Origin of the sequence: Sphingorhabdus contaminans, from assembly GCF_007280415.1 — a bacterium.
GTDB lineage: Bacteria > Pseudomonadota > Alphaproteobacteria > Sphingomonadales > Sphingomonadaceae > Sphingorhabdus_B > Sphingorhabdus_B contaminans.
Genome location: NZ_VKKU01000002.1, coordinates 1 through 21169, shown reverse-complemented (window position 1 = coordinate 21169; position 21169 = coordinate 1). Strand labels below are relative to the sequence as shown.

The 21169-nt window shown below is 52.8% G+C and carries 14 protein-coding genes; 4 read left to right on the top strand and 10 right to left on the bottom strand.

Translation table 11 applies throughout. The annotated features are described in order from the left end of the window. From FOM92_RS08265 to FOM92_RS08255, 3 genes are read right to left on the bottom strand one after another with little or no spacing between them, the layout of a single operon-like run. On the bottom strand, nt 1-1506 hold the full coding sequence (locus tag FOM92_RS08265; protein ID WP_143776403.1) for a tryptophan halogenase family protein: 1506 nt from the start codon (nt 1504-1506) through the stop codon (nt 1-3). Further along, nucleotides 1503-2921 (bottom strand): tryptophan 7-halogenase, encoded by a 1419-nt coding sequence (locus FOM92_RS08260; protein ID WP_170226828.1) that lies wholly within the window; start codon nt 2919-2921, stop codon nt 1503-1505. Before FOM92_RS08260 ends, FOM92_RS08265 begins: the two co-directional genes overlap by 4 nt. After that, a complete protein-coding gene (locus FOM92_RS08255) occupies nt 2911-4419 on the bottom strand; it encodes a tryptophan halogenase family protein (protein WP_143776401.1) in 1509 nt (502 codons plus the stop codon). Before FOM92_RS08255 ends, FOM92_RS08260 begins: the two co-directional genes overlap by 11 nt. Before the next feature lie 179 nt (nt 4420-4598). Here FOM92_RS08255 and FOM92_RS08250 point away from each other — a divergent pair, with 179 nt between their 5' ends. Then, nucleotides 4599-7958 carry a TonB-dependent receptor gene (locus FOM92_RS08250; RefSeq protein WP_143776400.1) on the top strand — a complete coding sequence of 1120 codons (3360 nt, stop codon included), beginning with the start codon at nt 4599-4601 and terminating at the stop codon, nt 7956-7958. 54 nt (nt 7959-8012) lie between these two features. Here the strand turns inward: FOM92_RS08250 and FOM92_RS08245 are convergent, their stop codons facing one another. The 3 genes from FOM92_RS08245 to FOM92_RS08235 are packed head-to-tail and all read right to left on the bottom strand — an operon-like array spanning nt 8013 to nt 12292. Further along, nucleotides 8013-8717, bottom strand: a complete 705-nt coding sequence (locus tag FOM92_RS08245; protein WP_143776399.1) for a DUF6445 family protein — start codon at nt 8715-8717, stop codon at nt 8013-8015. A 35-nt stretch (nt 8718-8752) separates the two neighbouring features. Continuing rightward, nucleotides 8753-9898, bottom strand: coding sequence for an endo-1,4-beta-xylanase (locus FOM92_RS08240; RefSeq protein ID WP_246087228.1), 1146 nt, complete (start codon nt 9896-9898; stop codon nt 8753-8755). 12 nt (nt 9899-9910) lie between these two features. Then, nucleotides 9911-12292: a glycoside hydrolase family 3 N-terminal domain-containing protein gene (locus FOM92_RS08235; RefSeq protein WP_143776397.1), complete on the bottom strand. Its 2382-nt coding sequence runs from the start codon at nt 12290-12292 to the stop codon at nt 9911-9913. Between the two features lie 162 nt (nt 12293-12454). Between FOM92_RS08235 and FOM92_RS08230 the strand changes: the two genes are divergently transcribed. After that, entirely contained in the window at nt 12455-13510 is a 1056-nt protein-coding gene (locus tag FOM92_RS08230) for a LacI family DNA-binding transcriptional regulator (protein WP_143776396.1), read from the top strand. Here FOM92_RS08230 and FOM92_RS08225 read toward each other — a convergent pair. Genes FOM92_RS08225 through FOM92_RS08210 form a run of 4 tightly spaced genes read right to left on the bottom strand, consistent with a single transcriptional unit; the run spans nt 13467 to nt 18203 of the window. Beyond that, a complete protein-coding gene (locus tag FOM92_RS08225; protein WP_143776395.1) occupies nt 13467-15161 on the bottom strand; it encodes a glycoside hydrolase family 43 protein in 1695 nt (564 codons plus the stop codon). The genes FOM92_RS08230 and FOM92_RS08225 overlap by 44 nt on opposite strands. Nucleotides 15162-15181: 20 nt before the next feature. After that, nucleotides 15182-16069, bottom strand: coding sequence for an aldose epimerase family protein (locus tag FOM92_RS08220; RefSeq protein ID WP_170226827.1), 888 nt, complete (start codon nt 16067-16069; stop codon nt 15182-15184). Then, a complete protein-coding gene (locus tag FOM92_RS08215; RefSeq protein WP_143776393.1) occupies nt 16059-17201 on the bottom strand; it encodes a hypothetical protein in 1143 nt (380 codons plus the stop codon). Before FOM92_RS08215 ends, FOM92_RS08220 begins: the two co-directional genes overlap by 11 nt. Nucleotides 17202-17207: 6 nt before the next feature. Then, nucleotides 17208-18203, bottom strand: a complete 996-nt coding sequence (locus FOM92_RS08210; protein WP_246087227.1) for a glycoside hydrolase family 5 protein — start codon at nt 18201-18203, stop codon at nt 17208-17210. A gap of 283 nt (nt 18204-18486) precedes the next feature. On the opposite strand from FOM92_RS08210, the gene FOM92_RS08205 reads away from it, so the two are divergent. Beyond that, nucleotides 18487-20808: a glycoside hydrolase family 3 protein gene (locus tag FOM92_RS08205; RefSeq protein ID WP_281285588.1), complete on the top strand. Its 2322-nt coding sequence runs from the start codon at nt 18487-18489 to the stop codon at nt 20806-20808. After that, nucleotides 20805-21169, top strand: a 365-nt coding sequence (locus FOM92_RS08200; protein ID WP_281285587.1) for a transaldolase family protein, incomplete at its 3' end; no start/stop codon positions are given. The genes FOM92_RS08205 and FOM92_RS08200, both read left to right, overlap by 4 nt.

Genomic DNA, 21169 nt, shown 5'->3' with positions numbered 1-21169 from the left:
TCAAACTCCCCTGCAATTGTGCATGATATAGTCCGCATGCGTTGGCATTCTGTCTGCGGCTTGGCGGAAAGATTGCCCGATACCGGCGAGCAACTTCTTCATCGGACCGTCGGGTATGGCATCGACCAGCGGATCGTATCCTGCCGGGACTAAGCCCTGGCCGACCATGACTGCGGTCCAGTTGGTATCGGTAAAGAGTTCGTCTTCGTAGCGAAACAGGCGGCCTCGCCCTGCAAAAAGATCGATCTTACGTCGTAAGCTTTCAGGCACATCCATCGCCGCGCAATGCCGCCAGAATTGTTCGGGCCGCTCGTTCAGCTTGTAATGCAGAATAAGAAAGTCACGAATATGCTCCCATTGGGATGCGGTTAGCCGGTTATATTCATCGCGTTCATGTGATTTGAAATCTTTGTCGGGGAACAACGCCAACAGCTTTGATATGCCAGCCTGAATCAGGTGGATGCTGGTTGATTCAAGAGGCTCCAGAAAGCCCCCAGCCAATCCCAAGGCCACGCAATTTTTGTTCCAGGCCAGCTTGCGGCGGCCGGTCGTGAATTTCAGGGGTCTCGGTTCGGCAAGCGGTTGTGAATCGAGATTCTCCATTAGAATAGTGGAGGCTTCATCCTCGGACAACTCGCTGCTGCAGTAAACGAGACCATTCCCCGTCCGGTGTTGCAGCGGTATCCGCCACTGCCATCCTGCCACCCGTGCTGTGGAACGCGTGTAGGGAATTAGTGGCTCTGTTCGCTCGGTCGGGACGGCTAACGCACGGTTGCATGGTAGAAAATGGGACCAGTCATCATACCCTGTTTGCAGACACTGTTCTATCAATAGGGCCCGAAATCCCGTGCAATCGATGAACAGTTCGCCTTCAATTTGGGTGCCATTGTCTAAAATCAACTCAGTAATAAACCCTGTCGCAGGATTTTGTTCGACGCGTTCTATCTTGCCTTCGTGGCGGACAACTCCGCGTAATTCGGAGTAAGCCCGTAGAAAATTTGCGTAGAGCCCGGCGTCGAAATGATAGGCATAATCCAGCGCCGCTCCAGCGGGAGCCAGAAGATGTTCCGGCCGGTCAAAACGATAATGGCGCGCTGCTACAGCTGACATGTTAAATTCATTCAACGGAACAGCGAAGCCGAGTTTCTGAAGCTTCAACCAGAAATGATGGAATTTAATACCATTGATATCGTGACCATAGGGACCGAAGGGGTGAAGATATGCTTCGCCAGCGCGTTGCCATCCGTCAAATTCGATACCCAGTTTGAACGATCCCTTGGTTGCCGCGACAAATTCATTCTCATCGATACCGAGCATGCCGTTGAAGGTTTTGATCGGGGGGATAGTCGCTTCGCCAACGCCGACTATGCCGATCTCGTCAGACTCAACCAGTGTGATGGTGCTTTCGTGCATTGGCAGCATTTTTGAAAGCGCCGCGGCAGCCATCCAGCCCGCGGTTCCGCCGCCAGCAATAACAACGTTACGGACGGGACCCGCATCGTTCATGCCAAATCGTCCCTTCGCGTATGGAGATAAGATTGTTGGGTGGGCAGGGTTGATACAGCTGTTAACATTACTGAACGCACGCGTTCGACATGCTCGGCAATGGCGCCGCGCGAAATGCCGTCTGCCACGACATCATATCGTCGCGGGGCGATACCGAGCGTCTCGAAAAGTGCAATCCAGTCCCATGTTTCGAACGTTTCTTCGTCATATAACGCAACCCGTCCACTCGCTTGATAAGCAGAAAGACGATTGGCAAGACGCCCGGGGAACCGATGCTTAGATTGGTGCTGGTTTGCGAAGTGAAGTATCGCATAATCGCGGGCATTTTCCAGTTGCTCAATCGTTCGGCGATTATATTCGATCGCCTCGACAGAGGAGTCCCGCCTGTGAGGAAACAGGTCGAGCAAGCGCGAGATGGCCGATGCGGCGAGATGCAATTGCGTGGATGCGATGGGCTCAATGACTGCTGCTGCTCCACCAATCGCCAGGCAATTGCCTGTCCACGGTGTGCGGATACGGCCATTGGTAAAGGTATAGGCTCCTGCGTCGTACATCTGCGCGCGACGGGTAAAGAAAAGCTCTTCGACGTGATCCTGGCAGGACACAAATCGCTGCCACCCTTGATCATGGGCTTCCACATGGGCATATAATGGGGGAGGGGCGGTTGAAGGCGTGACAGACTGCTTCACTTCGTTGTTGGGGAGCCATTCGCTCCAGTCTTCAAATGAAAAGCCTGCCATTTTGCCTGACACCAACCGCGCGGGGCCGCTGCAATCGAGGAAAAAGTCGCCCATTACAATTTGACCCGAAGACAATCGGATCGAGCTTATCTGATTTTTCGCGTCGACATGTATCTCTTCGGGAATCCCCACAACAACCGATGCGCCATTTTGCAATGCTGCATTTTTGATAAAGTGCCGATAGCGATCAATCTGAAGATGCAGACCATGTGACATGGTCGACAAAACCGAGCGCGCATTGCCTCGGTAAGGGGCAAAACGTCCGGATTGCGCACAAAGTGCTGCCACCGAATAGTTTGCTAGGTTTGCTGTACCCCCGTCTGCCCGGATCCGCGCAATCAGATGTTGGAACGCCACGGGACCGAGATTTGCACCAATCTCGCCATAGGGATGAAAGGCAACAGCCTCGGATGGCCCCCAATTGCTCAACGCCCTGCCTAGACCGAAACTACTTCCGGTTTGGACCACTAAATTGTCTTCGTCAATTTCGATGAGTGCATGCAAGTCGGCCAGAGAAGGAAGGGTAGGCTCGATTGCGAGCGGAATACCGAGGGAATCATCGATGCCTTCCGTGTCGATCACAATGATCATGCCGGTGACCTTTAATGTTAGCGCCAGTGCAGACAGCCATGCTGCCACCCCGCCGCCAACAATAACAATTCTATCAATGGGCATGGGCGCCGATCTGCCGTATAAAATCCGCATGGGACGACAGTCCCTCAGCCGCAGCCCGGCAGTCGGACCGCAAGCGTTCGAGTTGCACTTGCAGATCGGCTTCTGCAATTGCGTTGCCTAATGGATCGTTATTCTGCGGAATGATGCGCTGCCCAAGATACACTGCGATCCAGCTGGCATCGAGAAACATGCCGTCCCGGTAGTTCACGACAATGCCCCGCTCGCGAAACATTTCTATTTTATGTTCGAGTGTGTCGGGAACCGGCATCGTCCGCACATAATTCCAGAACGGCGTGTCGTCGCGTTCGGTTGCATGATAGTGAAGGATGAGGAAATCGCGAACACGCTCATATTCCAGATCCATCAACCGATTATATTCGGACGCAAGCGCAGGATCCCAGCTTTTATCCGGGAAGAATTCGAGCAGGCGGCCGATTGCAAGCTGGATCAAGTGAATGCTGGTGGATTCCAGCGGCTCGAGGAAACCGGCCGATAGCCCCATGGCGACGACATTTTTCGACCATTGTTTACGGCGCTTACCCGTTACGAAGCGTAATTGGTTCAAGGCCGCCAAAGGTGCGCTTTCCAGCTGGCCCAGCAGGGCTGTGGCCGCAGCATCGTCCGATATATAGTTGCTGCAATAGACATGCCCGTTGCCGACACGATGCTGCAGCGGGATACGCCAAATCCAGCCTGCGTCCTGCGCGGTTGCACGCGTATAGGGTGTCAGCGGTCCGGCGATGGAGCAGGGTACCGCAACGGCGCGGTCGCAAGGTAGCCAATGCTGCCAGTTATCATACCCGGTCTGCAGTGCACCTTCGATCAGCAATCCACGGAACCCTGAGCAATCAATAAAAAGATCGGCAGATATTGAATCGCCCTGGTTGGTTTGCACGGACTGGACAAATCCACTTTCGGATTCGAGCGCAACATCTGTGATTTTACCTTCGATACGCTTTACGCCGCGTGCTTCGGCATAAGAACGCAGATATTTGGCATATAGTCCTGCATCGAATTGGAACGCGTAGGAATAAGTGGAAAGCAACGAATCTGGATCGGCCGATGGGTATGCAAAACGTCCTGCACGCGCGGCCATGACCGGCAAAGAATATTCTTCTATAGGATAGATGCCAGTCGACCGATGCATCCGCGACCAATGTTGGTGGAAAGCTACGCCGCCAATGCTCTCTCCAAATGCCCCGAAAGGATGAATGTACGAGTCGCCTTTACGGCCCCAATTACAAAATTCGATTCCCAGTTTGAACGTGGCTTTGGTTTTAGCCATAAAGTCAGCTTCATTGAAGCCAAGTTTCTGATTGAAAAAACGGATATGCGGAACGGTTGCCTCGCCCACACCAACCGTTCCGATCTCTTCAGATTCGATAAGTTGGATCGCGAATTTCTGGCCCGAAAGCATATGCGACAAGGCCGCAGCGGTCATCCAGCCGGCGGTGCCGCCGCCTACGATGACTATGTTTTCAATCGGCCGATTTGGCATATCAACCCTGAACCTCTCCATCCTTGTCATTCTTTGCAATCTGCAAGACGTAGCATTTTCATTCTTGCGAAAGCGACAAATATGCACTACTCCAAAAATTATGGTAGCGCTACCGTTAGAATTGCGCACTATAATGGTAGCGCTACCGTAAATTGGGCGCAAGGAATTGGGAGAGGTTCATGATTCGGAATTCTGCTGCTGCGGCACAACATTTGTCGTCTGACATAAATTTGCGTGCCACGCTTCGCGCTGGTGCTTCAGGGCTCGCGCTTTTTGCTACACTGGCTTCGATGCCCGCATTTGCGCAGGACGCTGCCGAAACGGCACCGCAAAGTGATGCGGCCGAAGATGCCATCGTTGTTACAGGTTTCCGCGAGTCGCTCCAAAGCGCACAGTCGCGCAAGAAGAACTCAGATACGATTGTCGATTCGGTTACGGCCGAAGATATCGGTGCACTACCCGACCGGTCAGTTACCGAAACCCTCCAGCGTATTCCCGGCATCTCGATCAATCGCTTTGCAGCAGGCGTCGATCCCGACCACTTCTCGGTAGAAGGTTCTGGCGTGGTCGTACGCGGTCTCACTTATGTCCGCTCTGAGTTCAATGGCCGCGAAGCTTTCACTGCAAATAACGGTCGGGCTCTCGGTTTTGCCGACGTTCCTTCCGAATTGCTCGGTGGCGTTGATGTTTTCAAAAGCCCCTCCGCCGATCGGGTTGAGGGTGGTATTGCTGGTGTCGTAAACCTGCGCACCCGCTTGCCCTTCGACAAAAAGGGTTTGGTAGTCGCCGGTTCGCTTGAACTGAACTACGGCGATTTTGCGAAAAAAGAATCGCCCACGGGGGCTTTGGTCGTCAGCAACACTTGGGATACGGGTATTGGTGAGATTGGTTTGCTCGCCAGCGTTTCCTATTCGCAGCTCTTCTCCCGCGCGGATCGCTTCCAGGTGTCGAGTTTCCGCGTGCGCCCGATCTACTCCGACGGAACCCGGACTGACGTTGTTCCTTTCACAGGTGCGACACAACGGGGCAGCGGAATTTTCCCGCGTGGTGCGGTGTTGGGAACTCAGGAATTCGATCGTGAGCGTTACGGTTATGCCGCTGCCGCACAATGGAGGAGCAATGACGGTGACATGGAGGCGACGTTCCAGTTTCTTCGCTCAGATGCCCGTCAGGCTTGGACTGAAAGGACGATGGAAATCGCGACTGACAATGTGGCGAGCAACGGTGACTCCCGCGCCGTAGCCGGAACGTCCATTTTATTTGACGACAGCGGATTGTTCTCCAGCGGTGTAATCACCGGACCCACCGGCTGGCGAGATGACCGTCAAGTTGACGGTTCGCTGCGGACTCCTATTTTAGGTCTGCAATCAAACAATATTCGCCGCGACAATGAAAACCGTGCAGTTACATCGGATTATGCCTTCAACTTCAAATGGGATGTAACAGACAATTTCGCTCTTAATGTCGATTATCAGCATGTAGATTCATTCGTGAAGGTACGCGACAATACGCTTTGGGTTTCGACTTATCAGGACGCGTCCATTCAACTTAACGGATCCAAATTCCCGACAGTTGCATTCCAACCACCACAAAATTGCACGGTCATCCCGTGCCCCGGAACGCCAGGAAGCGCGGGGGGAACCGTATTCTTCAACGACGACGACGAGTATCCGGCATATTATACGGGAACGCATCGTAGTTTTTCCGATCCGTTTAACAGTTTCTACCGGTCGGCAATGGACCATTTTGAGGACAGCGATGGCAACAGCGATGCCTTCCGAATCGACGGAGAATTGTCGTTCCCGGAAGACGGCTTTTTGAAATCATTACGAGTAGGTGGTCGCTATGCCGATCGTGATCAAACCGCGCGTTTCTCGGTATACAACTGGGGCGTGCTTAGCGAGCAATGGGGCAACCAAGGCCCTGTGTGGCTGGATGAAAATGTGGATGGTATCCAAGGCGGAACCGGTGGCACACCTCCCCAAGGTTATGAAGAATTCTGTTTCGATGGCTTCTTCCGTGGTGCCGTTCAAAACCCGCTCAACGGTTCATGCAGGTTGTTCTATTCCGGAAATACGGTCAAAGACTATGATGCCTATGTGGCCTATGCCAACAATATCGTAAACGAATGGAAAGCCGGTCCGCAAACGGGCGGCGGCGGCGGTTGGACTTCGCTCGCAACACGTCCTGGAGTCATTGCGGGCACACCCTATCGCCCCGGCGAAATAAATGACCAGAGCGAAACCAACATCGCGGCATATGCTATGCTGCGCTACGGTCATGAATTTGAAGGCGGCGCAAAACTGACCGGCAATATCGGCGTGCGCTATTCAAAGACCAAACGCGATTCCCAAGGTTTCCGTGAATTTGGTGTTTCCGGATTTGTGGATGACGCATCCTGCGCGACGCAAATCGCTTCAGCTACCGCAGCAGCACAGCTTAGCGGCCAGCCTGCGTCAATCAGTGCTTTCTGTGCGATTACCCCGGCGCAACGGCAACAGGCGCGCAACTTCCTGAATGGGGCGCTCGTCCCAAGCACTGTCCAGTTGGATTATGAATATGTACTTCCAAGCTTCAATGCGAAATTGGAGCTGGGTGACGGACTGCAACTGCGGGCTGCCTATTTCAAAGGGGTTGCTCCACCGGAATTTGGCTATGTCCGCAATTACTTCCCTGTAAATCTGGACACCATTACCGACACCAATCCCGATGGTTCGGCGATTGTGCCTACTGTAAGTCCAACAGGTGCCATCAATACAGCAGGTGCACGATTCCAGAGCAACTTTGTAGCAGGTAATCCGTTACTCAAGCCCACCACCTCCGACAATTTCGACTTTACGGCCGAATGGTATTTCTCGCAGGTAGGCCAGTTGACGGCGTCAGTATTCGCGAAGCGTCTATATGGGGTGTTGACGAACGATATTGTTCGAACAGAATTGAGTAACAATGGCTCAACCTATTCGGCCGTTATCACATCGCCGGTTAATTCCGACCGCGTAGGAACAATCCGTGGTCTCGAGCTGTCCTACCAGCAGGTCTATGACTTTCTGCCCGGTTTCTTAAAGGGCTTAGGTATTCAGGCGAACTATACTTATGTGAAGAGCAAGGGCGTGCCGCAAAGCACATTGTCGGCGACCGATCCGGATGTTGCAGCCGGTCGGCAGCCGACAATCGGAGGTTCGTCCTTCCCGTTGCAAGGCCTGTCGAAACATCAATTCAATATTACGCCATTTATCGACATTGGACCTGTGTCGGCTCGTGCATCCTATAACTGGCGTTCGCGTTATCTCTTGACCTTGCGCGATGTGATCACGCCCTTCGACCCGATATTCCAGGAATCCTATGGGCAACTGGATGCCTCGCTGACTTGGTCGGTAACAGACAATATCAAGGTCGGTATCCAGGGCGTCAACCTGCTTAACTCCGTCACGAAAACTTCTGCTGCAGTAGAAGATCAGAACGGGGAAATCCGCCTCGTACCGCGCGGTTGGTACGTCAATGACCGTCGCTACACCGCGATTGTCCGTTTTAATTTCTAATTGTCCTGACTAAATCCTCCCTGAGCCGCCGCCTTGAAAAAGGCGGCGGCATTTTTATACGCGGCGGTACGCGATGAACAGGTTTGCAGTTAGTCGGCCGACGCTTGGTTCATCACTGAGGATGATGTCTGGAGGTATGACGCCCGAATGAAGCAGATTGCTCGGGTAAAGGATAAGCCGGTCAAAGCGTGCTTCGACATGCGCAATTTGCGAATAGCCGGGCGTAGATAAAGACATATAGCCCGAATTTTCAGGGATATGTGCAAGCATCGCATCTCGTTCCTCGACCCAGCGCGACCAACGGTCAGGACTTACCGATTCAAACCCGGTCCTATCTTGTCGATAGAATGCAGTGCCGCCAAGTTGTGTGTCAAAAAGATAGTGGACTACGGCGAAATGCAGTGGATTGGCCGTATCTATATGCGGAATTTTTTGTAGCGGCTGCAGGTCCTTGGATTGCGTGGTGACGATCGAGAAAAAGCACTCCGTCCTTGCTAGTTTCGCGCCTTCTATCCGGTAGGTCTGTCTTATAACGGGATCAAGAGCACGGGTTATGCCTTCCACATAATCGAGCGGCATCGGTGCGCGAATTCCTGGGTAGAAATTGCTATCCACGGCATCGAATTTTGCCTCACTCACTGCATATCGAACCAATGAGGAAGGATCCTGAAGCACATTGTCAATCAGGACGAGAGATGATTCCTCCATGCCAATCTGCAGGATATCAAGGCGCGACGCCGGGGAAGGTTCAAAGCGCATTCGCGCCACCCAATGCTATGTCGCCAGTCAGATTTTCATCGCATGGACGCTGATGCGAAGGCTTTGGCGAGGACGGCATGCAAGGGCTTCGGCTTAAACCCGCTATCATAAGGGCAGGGCCTTTTGGGCTGGCCATCGGTGCGCGTCGGCTGGAACTGCTGAAGCCATGAGTAACTGTCGCACATTCCCCATGCCAGCACATCTTTCAGCTGCGGATAATCGAACATGAGATCAAGATAACCTTTGGCATAAGCAGCGACAGATTGGTCGCGCGCTACTATGTCCACCGGCAGTGCCTGATCATTTACATCAAATTCCGTTATCAGAAGATCGTAGCCCATGGCGATAACTTCATCGATAAACTGACGCCATTCACGCTCTTGTTTGGGGCCGGTACCCGTCAATGGATCGTAAGTGTCGATCCGGATATGTGACTGCACGCCCAGTGCATCGACAGGAACATTGCGCCTTCTAAATCCTTCCAGCAGCTTCAATACGCCGGCACGATGCTTTTCATTCCCGGGTTCCCAACTCATATAGTCATTATAGACCAGTTGGGCGTCGGGTAGCTGTTCACGCGTTGTATGGAACGCTAAATCTACCAAGGTTTCGGTACCGCCTATGGCGCGGGACAACGCTGTTTGTGCCAAAGTTGAATCTTCGAGCACCGTTTCGTTGACGACGTCATAACTCAGAATTTTGCCGCGATAGCGATCGGTTACGGTCCTGACATGGGTGGTTAGCAAACGTTCTGCTTCGCGAATGGGGGTGGCGCCGAAGTCGTACGTTTCCAACCAAGCAGGTTGCCATTGGGGTCTGTGCCAGAGCAACGTGTGGCCACGAATGGCAAGGGCATTTTCCTCTGCAAAGGCTACAATGGCATCAAAGGGACCAAAGTTGAATGCATCCGGACCAGGACGCAAAGCTTGCCATTTCATTTCGTTTTCCGCGACAAGAAGGCCACAGTCACGCTGCAACAATTTAGCGTATTGCGGATTGCGAAAAGATCCTGATAGCTCATTACCTGCACCGACCGCGGAGCCGAAACGCATCCGTTTGGACTTGGCGGCGTGATGTAATCCGGTGCCATGATCGTGTGCCCAGGCCACATCGTTGCCAAATCCGACTGCGCCCGCCATGGCGATCATGGAGGCAAGCGTTTCCCGCCGTGTGAGATCCATCTTCATCTCCTATTATTCGGTGATCGTCAGCGTGGTGCTCTTTACATTGGCGGAACTGTTCCCGGCCATGATCTCAAAGTCGCCGGGCTCGACAACGCGCTCCATCTTGTCATTCCAGAAATGGAACGCCTCCGTGCCAAGCGTGAATGAAACGTTGCGTGATTCACCTGGCGCCAACGTGACCCGCTGGAAGGCTTTCAAATCCATGACAGACCTTGTAACTGAACTCACCTTGTCCCGTACATATATCTGAACAGTTTCATCGCCTGTTCGGCTGCTGGTGTTCTTCACCGATACAGTGACTGTGACTGATCCATTGCGGGGAATGGACGAGCTAGACAGGACGGGTGCGCCCAATTCGAATGTCGAATAGCTGAGGCCGAAGCCAAATGGATAAAGCGGTGACTTGTCCGCAAAGAGATAACCTCTGCGCGCAGTTGGCTTATGATTGTATGTGAATGGCAACTGTCCCACACTTCGTGGGAATGTTACGGGCAGTTTACCACCCGGGTTTACCGTGCCAAAAAGCACATCAGCCACTGCATTGCCGCCTTGTTCGCCAAGGTACCACCCTTCCAGAATTGCATTGGCCTCCGTCGAAATCTTGTTGATGGAAGCCGGCCTCCCGTTGATCAGGACAACGGTGATAGGTTTGCCGAGTGCACGTAGTGCGTCAAACAACTCTTGCTGTTCCCCTACCAGATCAAGGCTGTCACGATCGCCGAGATGGTTTTCGGCCCATCCTTCACGGCTCGTCTGCTCGGTATCGCCTAGCGTGAGAATGATATGGTCAGCGCCTTTTGCTGTCTCCACGGCTTCCGCAATCAACTTGCGATTTTCAGCGGGGTCGGCAAGCTTTACTTCGTCTGCCCACCAATCGTCATTTTCTGTAATCTTTACGCCTTGGGCAAAGAGGACTTTTGCGCTTGTCCCTACTTTGGTCTTGATGCCTTCCACGATCGGTACGGTTACGGGGGGCTGGCCGTAATAGCCACCGAGACGTGCAACATTTGCGCTGGGGCCAATAACTGCAATTGTCGGTTTTGATTTGCCCAGCGTAAGCGGTAATGTTCCATCATTTTTGAGCAACGTGATTGAACGCTGCGCTGATTTCAGCGCCAATGCGCGAGCTTCGGCGTTATTCGTTATCTTTAAGGCCGCTTCCGCATCGGCATAGGGATTTTCGAACAGACCGGCGCGGAATTTCAACTCTAGCATCCGGCGCACTGCCTGATCAACGGCGGCTTGGGATACCTTTCCGTTTCGCACGGACTCGGCCAAGGTCGAGAAAGATGCGCCAGTAGGCAGATCGGAATCGACCCCTGCCGCCAACGCGAGAATGGCGGCTTCAGCTTTGTCTTTGGCAATAGCATGTCTGCCGGCCAGTTCGTCGATAGCATAGTAATCACTGACTACTGCGCCTTTAAAGCCCCACTCGCCTCGCAACACATCTTTAAGCAGCCACTTGTTCGCATGGCTGGGTACACCATCAATCTCATTGTACGATGCCATCACAGCTTGAATACCCGTGCGCCGCACAACCTGTTCAAAGGGCGGGAAGAAATATTCGCGCAAGACGCGTTCGGAAATTGAAGCGGGTCCCACATTAGTACCGCTTTCGGGCTGGCCATGGCCGGTAAGATGTTTCAGGGTCGCAAAGACTTTATCTGGCGCCAGGACCGACGCCTTGTTCTCACCTTGCAATCCTTCAACAGCGGCAACGCCCAATTCCCCCGCCAGATAAGGATCTTCGCCAAATGTTTCTTCAATCCGACCCCAACGCGGATCGCGTGCTACATCAACGACCGGCGACAAAGCCAAATGGACGCCACGTGCTCTAATCTCACGTCCAATGACGGCATTGATTTCCCGCAGCAAGTCGGGGTCCCAACTGGATGCCAGAGCGATCGATTGAGGGAAGCTGGTGGCATCGAGTGCCGCGTAACCATGCAATCCCTCTTCATGCATCAAAATAGGGATACCCAACCGTGTTTTGGTTATTGCATGCTTTTGCATGGCATTCACCAGACGGACGGTTCCGCGCACATTTCGCCCGGCAGCAATGCGCGGTGATGCCGGTCCTTTGGCATCAGATGGACGAGCGAATTGCCCGATGCCATGTGGGAATTTCGCCGTCATTTTCGCCGGATCGAATTCGCCGTTATCATCAAAAATTTCTGGCTTATTGTCCCAGATGGTTATGATCTGCGCAATTTTTTCTTCAAGAGTCATCCGCCCCAGCAGGTCATCTACACGCGCTGCAATAGGTGCGTTTGGATTTTTGTAAGTTGCCGTTGCAGGTACTGCAGTCTGTGCAAATGCATTGCTCGATGAAATGGCTGTAGCAGGCACGGATGCCGCGCAAAGCAATAACATGAGTGCAGATAACTTCATCGCTTCTCTCCTCTTACTGCGATCATGGCCGCCTTTAATGTTAGCGCTACCATGAACGATTGTGCGACACTCGTCAATCTTTGACATGCATCATTGCATCATACTGGAAAAGCGCCGCAAAGCGTGGCATGGCGTCACATGTAAGGGGGAATGGATAGGAATATGGCAAGGATCCAAAAATCACCGCGCGCGCAGCAAGGTGGAGCGACGATTGCCGACGTAGCTCGCGAGTCCGGTTTTTCACCTATGACAGTCTCGCGCGTCATCAATGGCGAGCGGAATGTGAAGGATTCGACGCGCGATGCCGTAATGGAGGCCGTCGAAAAGCTCAATTATTCGCCCAATCTAGCGGCACGCACCTTGGCCGGCGCGGAACAGACCCGGATTGCCATGCTGTACGGAAATCCCAGCTTTGCTTATTTGAGCCGATTGCTGGTCGGCACTTTGGAGCAAGCACGCAAAAGTCATGTTCAACTCGTCATTGAACAGTGCGATGAGGGACAGGACATCCACGATGTTTTTGCAGAATTGATCGAAAGTGGCGTGGATGGAGTGGTTTTGTCACCGCCTCTGTGCGATTCACCTAAAATGCTGGATCTCATCCAGAATACCGATGTCACATGTGTCGTTGTCGCAAACTGGTGTCCGCCGGGTAAAATGTCTGTTGTCTATATCGACGACGTCGAGGCAGCGGCTACCATGACCCGACATATTCTGTCTTTGGGCCATAAGCGTATCGCCTTCGTTAAGGGCAACCCAGAACAAAAGGCCAGCCATCAGCGGTTGAAGGGATTTGAACTGGCGATGGCCGAAGCCGGTATACCAATTGATCCCGAATTGGTTGTGGACGGACTCTTTACCTACCGCTCCGGTCTGGATGCGGCGGATAAATTGCTTGATTTGAAACGGCCGCCAACGGCCATATTTGCGAGCAACGACGATATGGCTGCCGCAGCAATCACCGTTGCGCACCGACGACATCTGGATGTTCCTAAGGATGTAACCATTTGCGGTTTTGACGACACAGACTTCGCGTTGTCGATCTGGCCGGAGCTAACAACCATTCATCAGCCCATTGCGGATATGTCGCGCGCTGCCGTCGAAATCTTGGTGGATCGGATCCGGGCTAAAAGGTCGGGCCGTGCTACCGCACGAGAAGATCGTATGCTGGATTTTACTTTTGTACGGCGTGAATCGGATGCCCCTCCGACATCTTAGCGTCGTTCGCGTAGAGGCCGACAACCGCACCGGTGAATAGCAGTATGTCATATTCGGTCGCCAGCAACCGGGCATCGGCACCCACCAAAGCGGACGTCCAGTCGCCATTATCGTCGGCATAGGAAAAGTCCGCCAAAGCTCCATTGATTCGGATTTTCAATCGGACATTAGCGTGGGGTTCAAGCTTGAGCGTCTTGCTAAACAGCACCACATTCGCGCCGCCCGTACCCTTAAGGCCTGTTGCCGTTACAACTAGCTTTCGGCCTTCGGCAGAAGTTTCGATACCAAAGAAAAACTGGTGTCCTTCATCGGCAATGGCAGCCAGTCCGGCGCGACCATGTTGCTCAGCAGGTGGAAGTGCGACTTTCGTGCTAATAATGGCATCGCGGTGTCGCAGGCGCTGACCGATAAAGCGCGGACCTGTTCCCCGCAATATCAGACTTCCGGGCTTTTCAGTCAGGCTAAGCCAATCAGGCGTGTGGGCTTGCCGCGACAGCCACTGAGGACCCAGGTTGGAGGAGTCAAAGTCTTCGACCCATTTTGAATAATCAGTCCTTTGGGGTGCGCGTGGCAATTCTGGTCGCTTTACCCGTAATGGCACTGTCTTGCCTTTGGGCAATATTTCCGGCCAGCCATTTTTCCAGCTCACAGGCAGCAAAAATGTTTCACGCCCTAAATTGGTAAGATTGCGCTCATATGGTCGTGTAGCCAAAAAAACAGCCCACCATTTGTTGCCCGGAAGTTTGACAAAATCGGCATGGCCAGTTGCGTAAACGGGCAGGGTCCGTGCCGGATCCAGATCACGCTGTGTGAGGATTGGATTGACGGGGCCAGGCGTATAAGGACCGGTGACTGTTTTGCTCCTGTATATGGTTTGGCGGTGATCGTCGGATGTACCGCCTTCGGCTGCAGTCAGATAATACCATCCGTCCTTTTTAAAGATATGTGGTCCCTCGCTCCATATCGGGTTTTCGTCAGGCTTTACCCCGCGATCTACCAGCACCGTGCGTGGCCCGACCACTTTTGACTTTACGGGGTCATATTGCTGCAGCCACAGGGCGCGATGGCCCTCATATTGGGCCGGCCCCTGTGGTTCGTCATTATTGGTTATCCAAACCCGCCCATCTGTATCGAAGAAAAGATCGGGGTCGATTCCGGTAACCGAGTCCAGCCAAATGGGTTTGCTCCACGGACCTTTTGGTTCTTTTGCCGTAATGATAAAATTTCCGCCGCAGTCTATGCACGTCGTGATAATGTAAAACAGACCCTTATGGTGACGTATGGTTGGGGCGAAAATTCCCCGATTGATACCGACGGTGGGCAATTTGAAGTCGGTGCTATCCGAAATTGCGTTACCGACCTGTGTCCAATTCACTAGATCCCGGCTGTGGTAAATTGGCAAGCCAGGGATCCAGCCAAATGACGAATTCACTATATAGAAGTCTTTTCCTACGCGGACGATGCTCGGATCCGGTGCAAAGCCCGGCAGTATGGGGTTGCGGTATTCGTCATCAGATATCGGCAGAGCATCCTCATCCGGGTTAATGCCCTCATATTCAATGGACTGGAATTCGACCGAGTTTCCCGGCAACGCCATGGCGGAAGAGGCCGACGCTAATGCAAGGGCAACAGGCAGAATTTTGCGAAACATGTGCTCTCCGATTTCGGTTGTCAGAGGGAATGAGCCGGCACTGCCGACAAGGTAATGTGCGAACGATAACTCCCACCTGATGGAACCGTCGGCATCGCCGGTTCCTCTGCGGGACGGTTAAGGGAATTGTTGATATGGGGAACAGGTTCGAAACAAAATGATTCCCCATATTGCGGAATGTAAAGAACGGCCGCAGGCATGTTTGATTCGATGTGCAAGCCCAACGGTCGATCATTCCATAATATTTTTGCCACGCCGCCCCAATCGGCATAGCAATGATCGATGTTTTTCCCCGTCACCGACTCTCCATCACGGAAATCATAACTACCTTCGGGTGAGAGCATATGGGTAGGCAACCCAAGATGGTCGTTCATCAGGACATGCTTGGCGTCAAATTGCAGAAAAGCACCGTGCTGATCAAAATAGGGATGGTGTCCGAAGGCCAGTGGTGCGCACTCTTCTGATAAATTGAACGCTTCAAGCTTCAAATACAGACGTTCACCATCCAACCGCACATGTTGAGTTGCAGAAAAAGACCAAGGCCAGCGGCTGTCCCTTTTGTGGTGATATCGCATCACTATTTCAGCTTCACTGATCCTTTCCGCATCCCAGACGGACTTCCAGCCGATGCCGTGAATTGCATGGGGTTCTGGACTGAAATTGGGATCAATTTCAATTTCTTCACCCAACCAGTGAAAAAGTCCAAATCCTATCCGATTGGAAAAGGGAACAAGCGGGAAGGATGAAAAACGCAACGGGTCGCGCGAATGAAGTGCTTGTGAATCCGTGCGTCGTAACATGTTCTGGCCATCAACAGCCCAGGCAACAATGGTACCGCCAATTTCGGGGCAGATTACGCATTCGGACGAGCCGTGTCGAAGATGGAGTGTTTCCGGACTATTGTTCATTGCTAATTGCAACAGGCTCGGATGCATTGAGTACATAGACTTGGCCTATTTCAACTGCTTGTGCAGCAGCGCCGAAATGCAATGCGACAGCGCCTGTGCCAGTTGCGATATTTGTAGATGCCTGAGTCTTCAATTGGATCAACTTCCAGTTTGGTCCCAAGGTGAGGACGTTATCACCGAACCCCGTGTAGGGCTCCTCATTCAGTTGAACCCGAATTCCCAACTTACTGGTCCCATCGCCGGATCCGACTGGGGCAGTGCGGGCTAATACGCCGATCAAAAGGATATCGCCCTCTTTTATCTCTTCCAATATCGGTATCGCCGCACCGATATCATATGGATGGGGTGCTGCAGCCGACGTGGTGACACGCAGTGCTGTTCCCCCCGTGCCCGGAATATTGGGTGAAGCTATTGTGGTATGAGTTGCACCGGTTCCGTATACGGTCCAATCTTTATTGGACGGATTATTGATGAGCCTGCCCTTGCCTTGCAGTTGCGGCAGCAAATCTGTTGTTGCGGATTGCGTCATCTTGCTGGACCTTGCCGTCAAGGATGTGGCGCCCGCCACAACAATTGTTTGTCCTATTTCCAATATCTGCTTTGCGCCAGCCAATTGGAAGCCGACAACGGCTTGGCCTCGTGGAATGGAAACAGTAGCTTTCGCCGAAACTTCGTAAAGCTTCCAATCCTTGTCGATAATCAGTGTGGCGTCGCCGAAACCCGAGTAAGGCGGGCCATTCTGCTGTACTCGGACACCGATGCGGCCTTTTCCATCTGTTGTGTCGGCCGTAACGGTCCGGGCATAAAAGGCGACGACAATGTCCGTTCCTGCTTTGATTGAGGTAGTGATGGGCGCATTTGCACCAACTTCAAACAAGGTTGCGCCTGCCTTTGGTACCGTGAACCTCAAAGCTGCCTTTCCGCCGGGAATTTCTTCGCCTTTAACGGGCTTGCTTGTTTGGCCGGTTCCAAAAATCTGCCAATCGAGCCTTGTCGGGTCATTAATCAAACTACCAGGCAGCGCATCATCAAGTGCTTGCAGTTCGGCAGTAGGTTGGTCGTCGAATGCAATGACTGGAGCATCGCACAATAGCACAAGCATTGAAGCTGCAAAGAAGTGCGGTTTAATCATTGGCACTTATTCCTTTAGACCCATTGCATCGCGCATGCCGGGAACCCACGCTTTCTTATCCTGATCCCAGAGCGGGAAGGTGTTCGTATAGGCCCATGCGCACATACCAATTCCGATTTCGTCAAAGGCAACCCGGACAGCTTTCTGATATTTTACCCGTTCATCCAGCGAAGCCGTCGTGTGCGCGCCGAATTCTCCCATAAAGGGCGTCTTTCCTGTGCGTGCTATGTAATCGCGCACTTTCCGGACGTCGTCTCTCAATAACTTTTGATCCTCGGGGCCACCATAAGTGCGACCCAATGGTGGCGAGGGGTCTACCCAGCTTGCCCCCTGATGTGTGAAGTTGAAGGGATCATAGTAATGAAATGTTGGAACGATATTGGGATCATCGGGCAACTTTAAAGTCTTAAGCGAATTGATTCCGCTCCAAAATTCTCCCCCGATAATGACCGGGCGCGTCGGATTGGTCTTCCGGATTTCGGTCAGCGCCGGTGTCAGCACTTTTAACAAGTTGCTATCGTTGAACTTGTTGTGCGGTTCATTTTCAATTTCGAACCAGAGATGCGCTTCCGGTTGATCCGCGAATTGTGTGGCGATCTGGGTCCACATGGCGGCAAGCTTTGCAATGTTGTCGTCGCTAGGGTCCTTATGGATTTCCTCAAAATGATGGCTATTCAGAATCACATTCAGGCCGGCCGACCTTGCATCGTCCACTACTTGTTTAACGCGCGTCATGAACTTGGGATCAATTTTGTAAGGAGCATCCGTATCGGTTCGGGTTGACCAGCGTACCGGCAGACGAATGGTATTGAATCCGGCTTTAGCGATTCGAGTGAAGTCCGCCGCATCTATTTTTTTGCCACCCCATGCACCCTCGATTGGTGTTTCAAGGCTATTGCCCATATTGATGCAGCGGCCGACGGGAAGGCTGTCCGTCTTCGCAAGAGCAGGTGCGGTCATCGCCGATGCCATCAGCGCCGCAAAAAATAGGTGATGCTTCATACTATTCAGGTCCTCTCCACGTCATTTCTATCGCGGGCTATTGCGCAAGGGTCTTGACGCCCTCCTCGATTGTGATAGCGCTACCACAAGAAGCGGGAGAGGTTCAATGCGTAAAATTTTGGCAACAGCATTGCTGTGCACGGCAGCGTTTTCGACTGCAGTCATAGCGCAAAGTGAACGTTCACGCAGTAGTGTGGCAACTCCTTCGTTGTGGCCAAAAGTGCAAAATCCAGTCCCCGAAGACCCAGCAATCGAGGCGCGAATCAAAGACCTTTTGAGTCGAATGTCACTTGAACAAAAGGTTGGGCAGATCATCCAAGGCGATTTGGCAAGCACAACTCCTGAAGATATGTACAAATATCACCTCGGATCCGTATTCAATGGCGGCAATAGTGCTCCAGGCGGAAAACAATGGGCACCGGCACCTGAATGGCTCGCCGACGCCGACCGCTTTTATGATGCGTCCATGCGTCCAAACGGTAATCTCCCACGCATACCCATGACATGGGGAAGCGATGCGGTACACGGGCATAACAATGTGACCGGTGCCACATTATTCCCGCATAATATTGGTCTTGGCGCAATGCGTAATCCGGAATTGATGCGAAAAATCGGTGCGGTAACCGCAGTAGAGATGCGCGTCACAGGTTTGGATTGGACCTTTGCACCGACTTTGGCTGTCGTTCGGGATGACAGATGGGGGCGCACCTATGAAAGTTATTCCGAAAACCCTGAGGTGGTTGCAAGTTATGCGAGGCCGCTTGTTGAAGGTTTGCAAGGAAAAGTCGGCACGAAGGAATGGCTGAAAGGCGCCCATATTGTCGCGACCGCTAAACACTTTGTCGGCGATGGTGGCACGGATGGAGGCAAGGATCAGGGCGACAATATCAGCAGCGAAACGGACCTGCGTGACATTCAGGCTGCCGGATATCGCCCGGCAATTGAGGCTGGCGTTCAATCCGTAATGGCAAGTTACAATAGCTGGCACGGTGAGAAAATGCATGGAAACAAATCTCTGCTTACTGATGTGCTAAGGGGAAGGCTGAGCTTTGGTGGATTCACTGTCGGCGACTGGAACGGACATGGTCAGGTTGCCGGATGTAAAACGACAAGTTGTCCGGCGGCCTTTAATGCGGGTCTCGATCTTTTTATGGCACCTGACAGCTGGAAAGATCTGTGGATCAATACGCTAGCACAAGTAAAGGATGGCACCATATCAACGGCCCGGCTTGATGAAGCAGTGTCCCGTATTCTTCGAGTTAAACTGCGGGCCGGTTTGTTTGAGGCTGGTCGGCCTTCAGCGCGGCCTTTGGCAGGTGACTTCGCCAAAATCGGCGCGGCTGAGCATCGTGCGATTGCGCGTCAGGCTGTGCGGGAATCACTCGTCTTATTGAAGAATGAGAATGCGGTGCTTCCGCTTAAATCCGGGCAGAAGGTCCTGGTATCGGGTGATGGTGCCAACAGTTACATGAAGCAGTCCGGCGGCTGGACATTGTCTTGGCAAGGAACCGGCTTACCGGACTCTGAATTTCCCGGTGCCACGACAATTGGAAAAGCGTTGCTGGATGCGGGCGGCCAGAACGCCGTCCTTAGTAAAGACGGCGAATATCGAGAAAAGCCCGATGTAGCGGTAGTCATCTTTGGCGAAGATCCTTATGCCGAATTTCAGGGAGATGTCCCCGATCTCCTTTTTCGCGACAAGTCAGACAATCTTGAACTTTTGCGAAAGTACAAGGCCGCTGGAATTAAAACCGTGGCCATATTTTTGTCCGGTCGTCCGCTTTGGGTAAACCATCATCTCAACGCATCGGATGCATTCATTGCAGCATGGCTGCCCGGGTCGGAAGGCGGCGGTGTTGCCGATGTTGTGTTCGGAAAAAGCGACTTTAAGGGCACATTGCCTTTTAGCTGGCCAAAGTACGCAACGCAATTTGTGCTGAACTTTGGTGACAAAGACTATGACCCGCTATTCGCATACGGCTATGGTTTGAGTTATGCAAAACCGGGGAAAGTAGGGCGAGTGAACGAAGTCAGCGGCCTTGCCGCGGGAGCCGAACTGCCAGTTGGAACTTGGTTTGAGCGCGGCAAGACCGCGCAGTCGCTCGATTTTTACCGCCTTGATGCAAATAACCTCGAAAAACTGCACAATGGAATCGGCACCAATGGTGACGTGGTGCGTAGCTTTGCCGTAGATCGAAACCGTCAAGAAGATTCCCGGCGGTTTCTATGGACCGGCACGGGTGAAGCGACAGTTGCGTTGGCTGCGAATGCGCCACTCGATTTGAGCCGTGAAACCAATGGCGCGGTGTCGATAGAAATAGATTATCGCGTCGATGCGATTGGCGAAGGACCGGTCAAAATAGCAGGATATGGTGCAGGCCTGAAACCGGCAGGTGCCGGTATGGATGTGTCGTCCCGACTACAGGCAGAAAAAGGCAAGGGATGGCAAACAATGTCCATTGCCCTTAGTTGTTTTGCGAAAGCAGGCTTGGAAATGTCCAAAGCCCAGATACCATTGAGCATTCGCACATCGGCTAAACTCGACTTGTCCATCTCACGCATAGCGCTTGGAACATCAGCAACCGGAACGGTATCCTGCCCATGAAATTTTTTGCCGACACAGCCGAAATTGACGACATCAAGGAACTGGCGGCGACAGGATTGCTGGATGGTGTGACGACCAATCCGTCTTTGATCGCAAAGTCAGGCCGGGACTTTATCGAAGTGACGCGGGAGATTTGCGCGCTGACCGACGGGCCTGTGTCCGCCGAGGTTGTGGCGCTTGATCATGCGACGATGATGAAAGAGGCCGAGATACTGCGCAAGATTGCGGACAATGTCTGCATCAAGGTGCCGCTGACGATTGACGGGCTGAAGACGTGCAAGGCGCTGACGGGCGAGGGGACGATGGTCAATGTGACCTTGTGCTTTTCGGCAAACCAGGCGTTGCTTGCGGCCAAGGCGGG

Coding starts and splice junctions, on each gene's coding strand:
- FOM92_RS08265 (WP_143776403.1), bottom strand. CDS start 1,506: ATGAACGATGCGGGTCCCGTCCGTAACGTTGTTATTGCTGGCGGCGGA.
- FOM92_RS08260 (WP_170226828.1), bottom strand. CDS start 2,921: ATGCCCATTGATAGAATTGTTATTGTTGGCGGCGGGGTGGCAGCATGG.
- FOM92_RS08255 (WP_143776401.1), bottom strand. CDS start 4,419: ATGCCAAATCGGCCGATTGAAAACATAGTCATCGTAGGCGGCGGCACC.
- FOM92_RS08250 (WP_143776400.1), top strand. CDS start 4,599: ATGATTCGGAATTCTGCTGCTGCGGCACAACATTTGTCGTCTGACATA.
- FOM92_RS08245 (WP_143776399.1), bottom strand. CDS start 8,717: ATGCGCTTTGAACCTTCCCCGGCGTCGCGCCTTGATATCCTGCAGATT.
- FOM92_RS08240 (WP_246087228.1), bottom strand. CDS start 9,898: ATGGATCTCACACGGCGGGAAACGCTTGCCTCCATGATCGCCATGGCG.
- FOM92_RS08235 (WP_143776397.1), bottom strand. CDS start 12,292: ATGAAGTTATCTGCACTCATGTTATTGCTTTGCGCGGCATCCGTGCCT.
- FOM92_RS08230 (WP_143776396.1), top strand. CDS start 12,455: ATGGCAAGGATCCAAAAATCACCGCGCGCGCAGCAAGGTGGAGCGACG.
- FOM92_RS08225 (WP_143776395.1), bottom strand. CDS start 15,161: ATGTTTCGCAAAATTCTGCCTGTTGCCCTTGCATTAGCGTCGGCCTCT.
- FOM92_RS08220 (WP_170226827.1), bottom strand. CDS start 16,069: ATGAACAATAGTCCGGAAACACTCCATCTTCGACACGGCTCGTCCGAA.
- FOM92_RS08215 (WP_143776393.1), bottom strand. CDS start 17,201: ATGATTAAACCGCACTTCTTTGCAGCTTCAATGCTTGTGCTATTGTGC.
- FOM92_RS08210 (WP_246087227.1), bottom strand. CDS start 18,203: ATGAAGCATCACCTATTTTTTGCGGCGCTGATGGCATCGGCGATGACC.
- FOM92_RS08205 (WP_281285588.1), top strand. CDS start 18,487: ATGTCACTTGAACAAAAGGTTGGGCAGATCATCCAAGGCGATTTGGCA.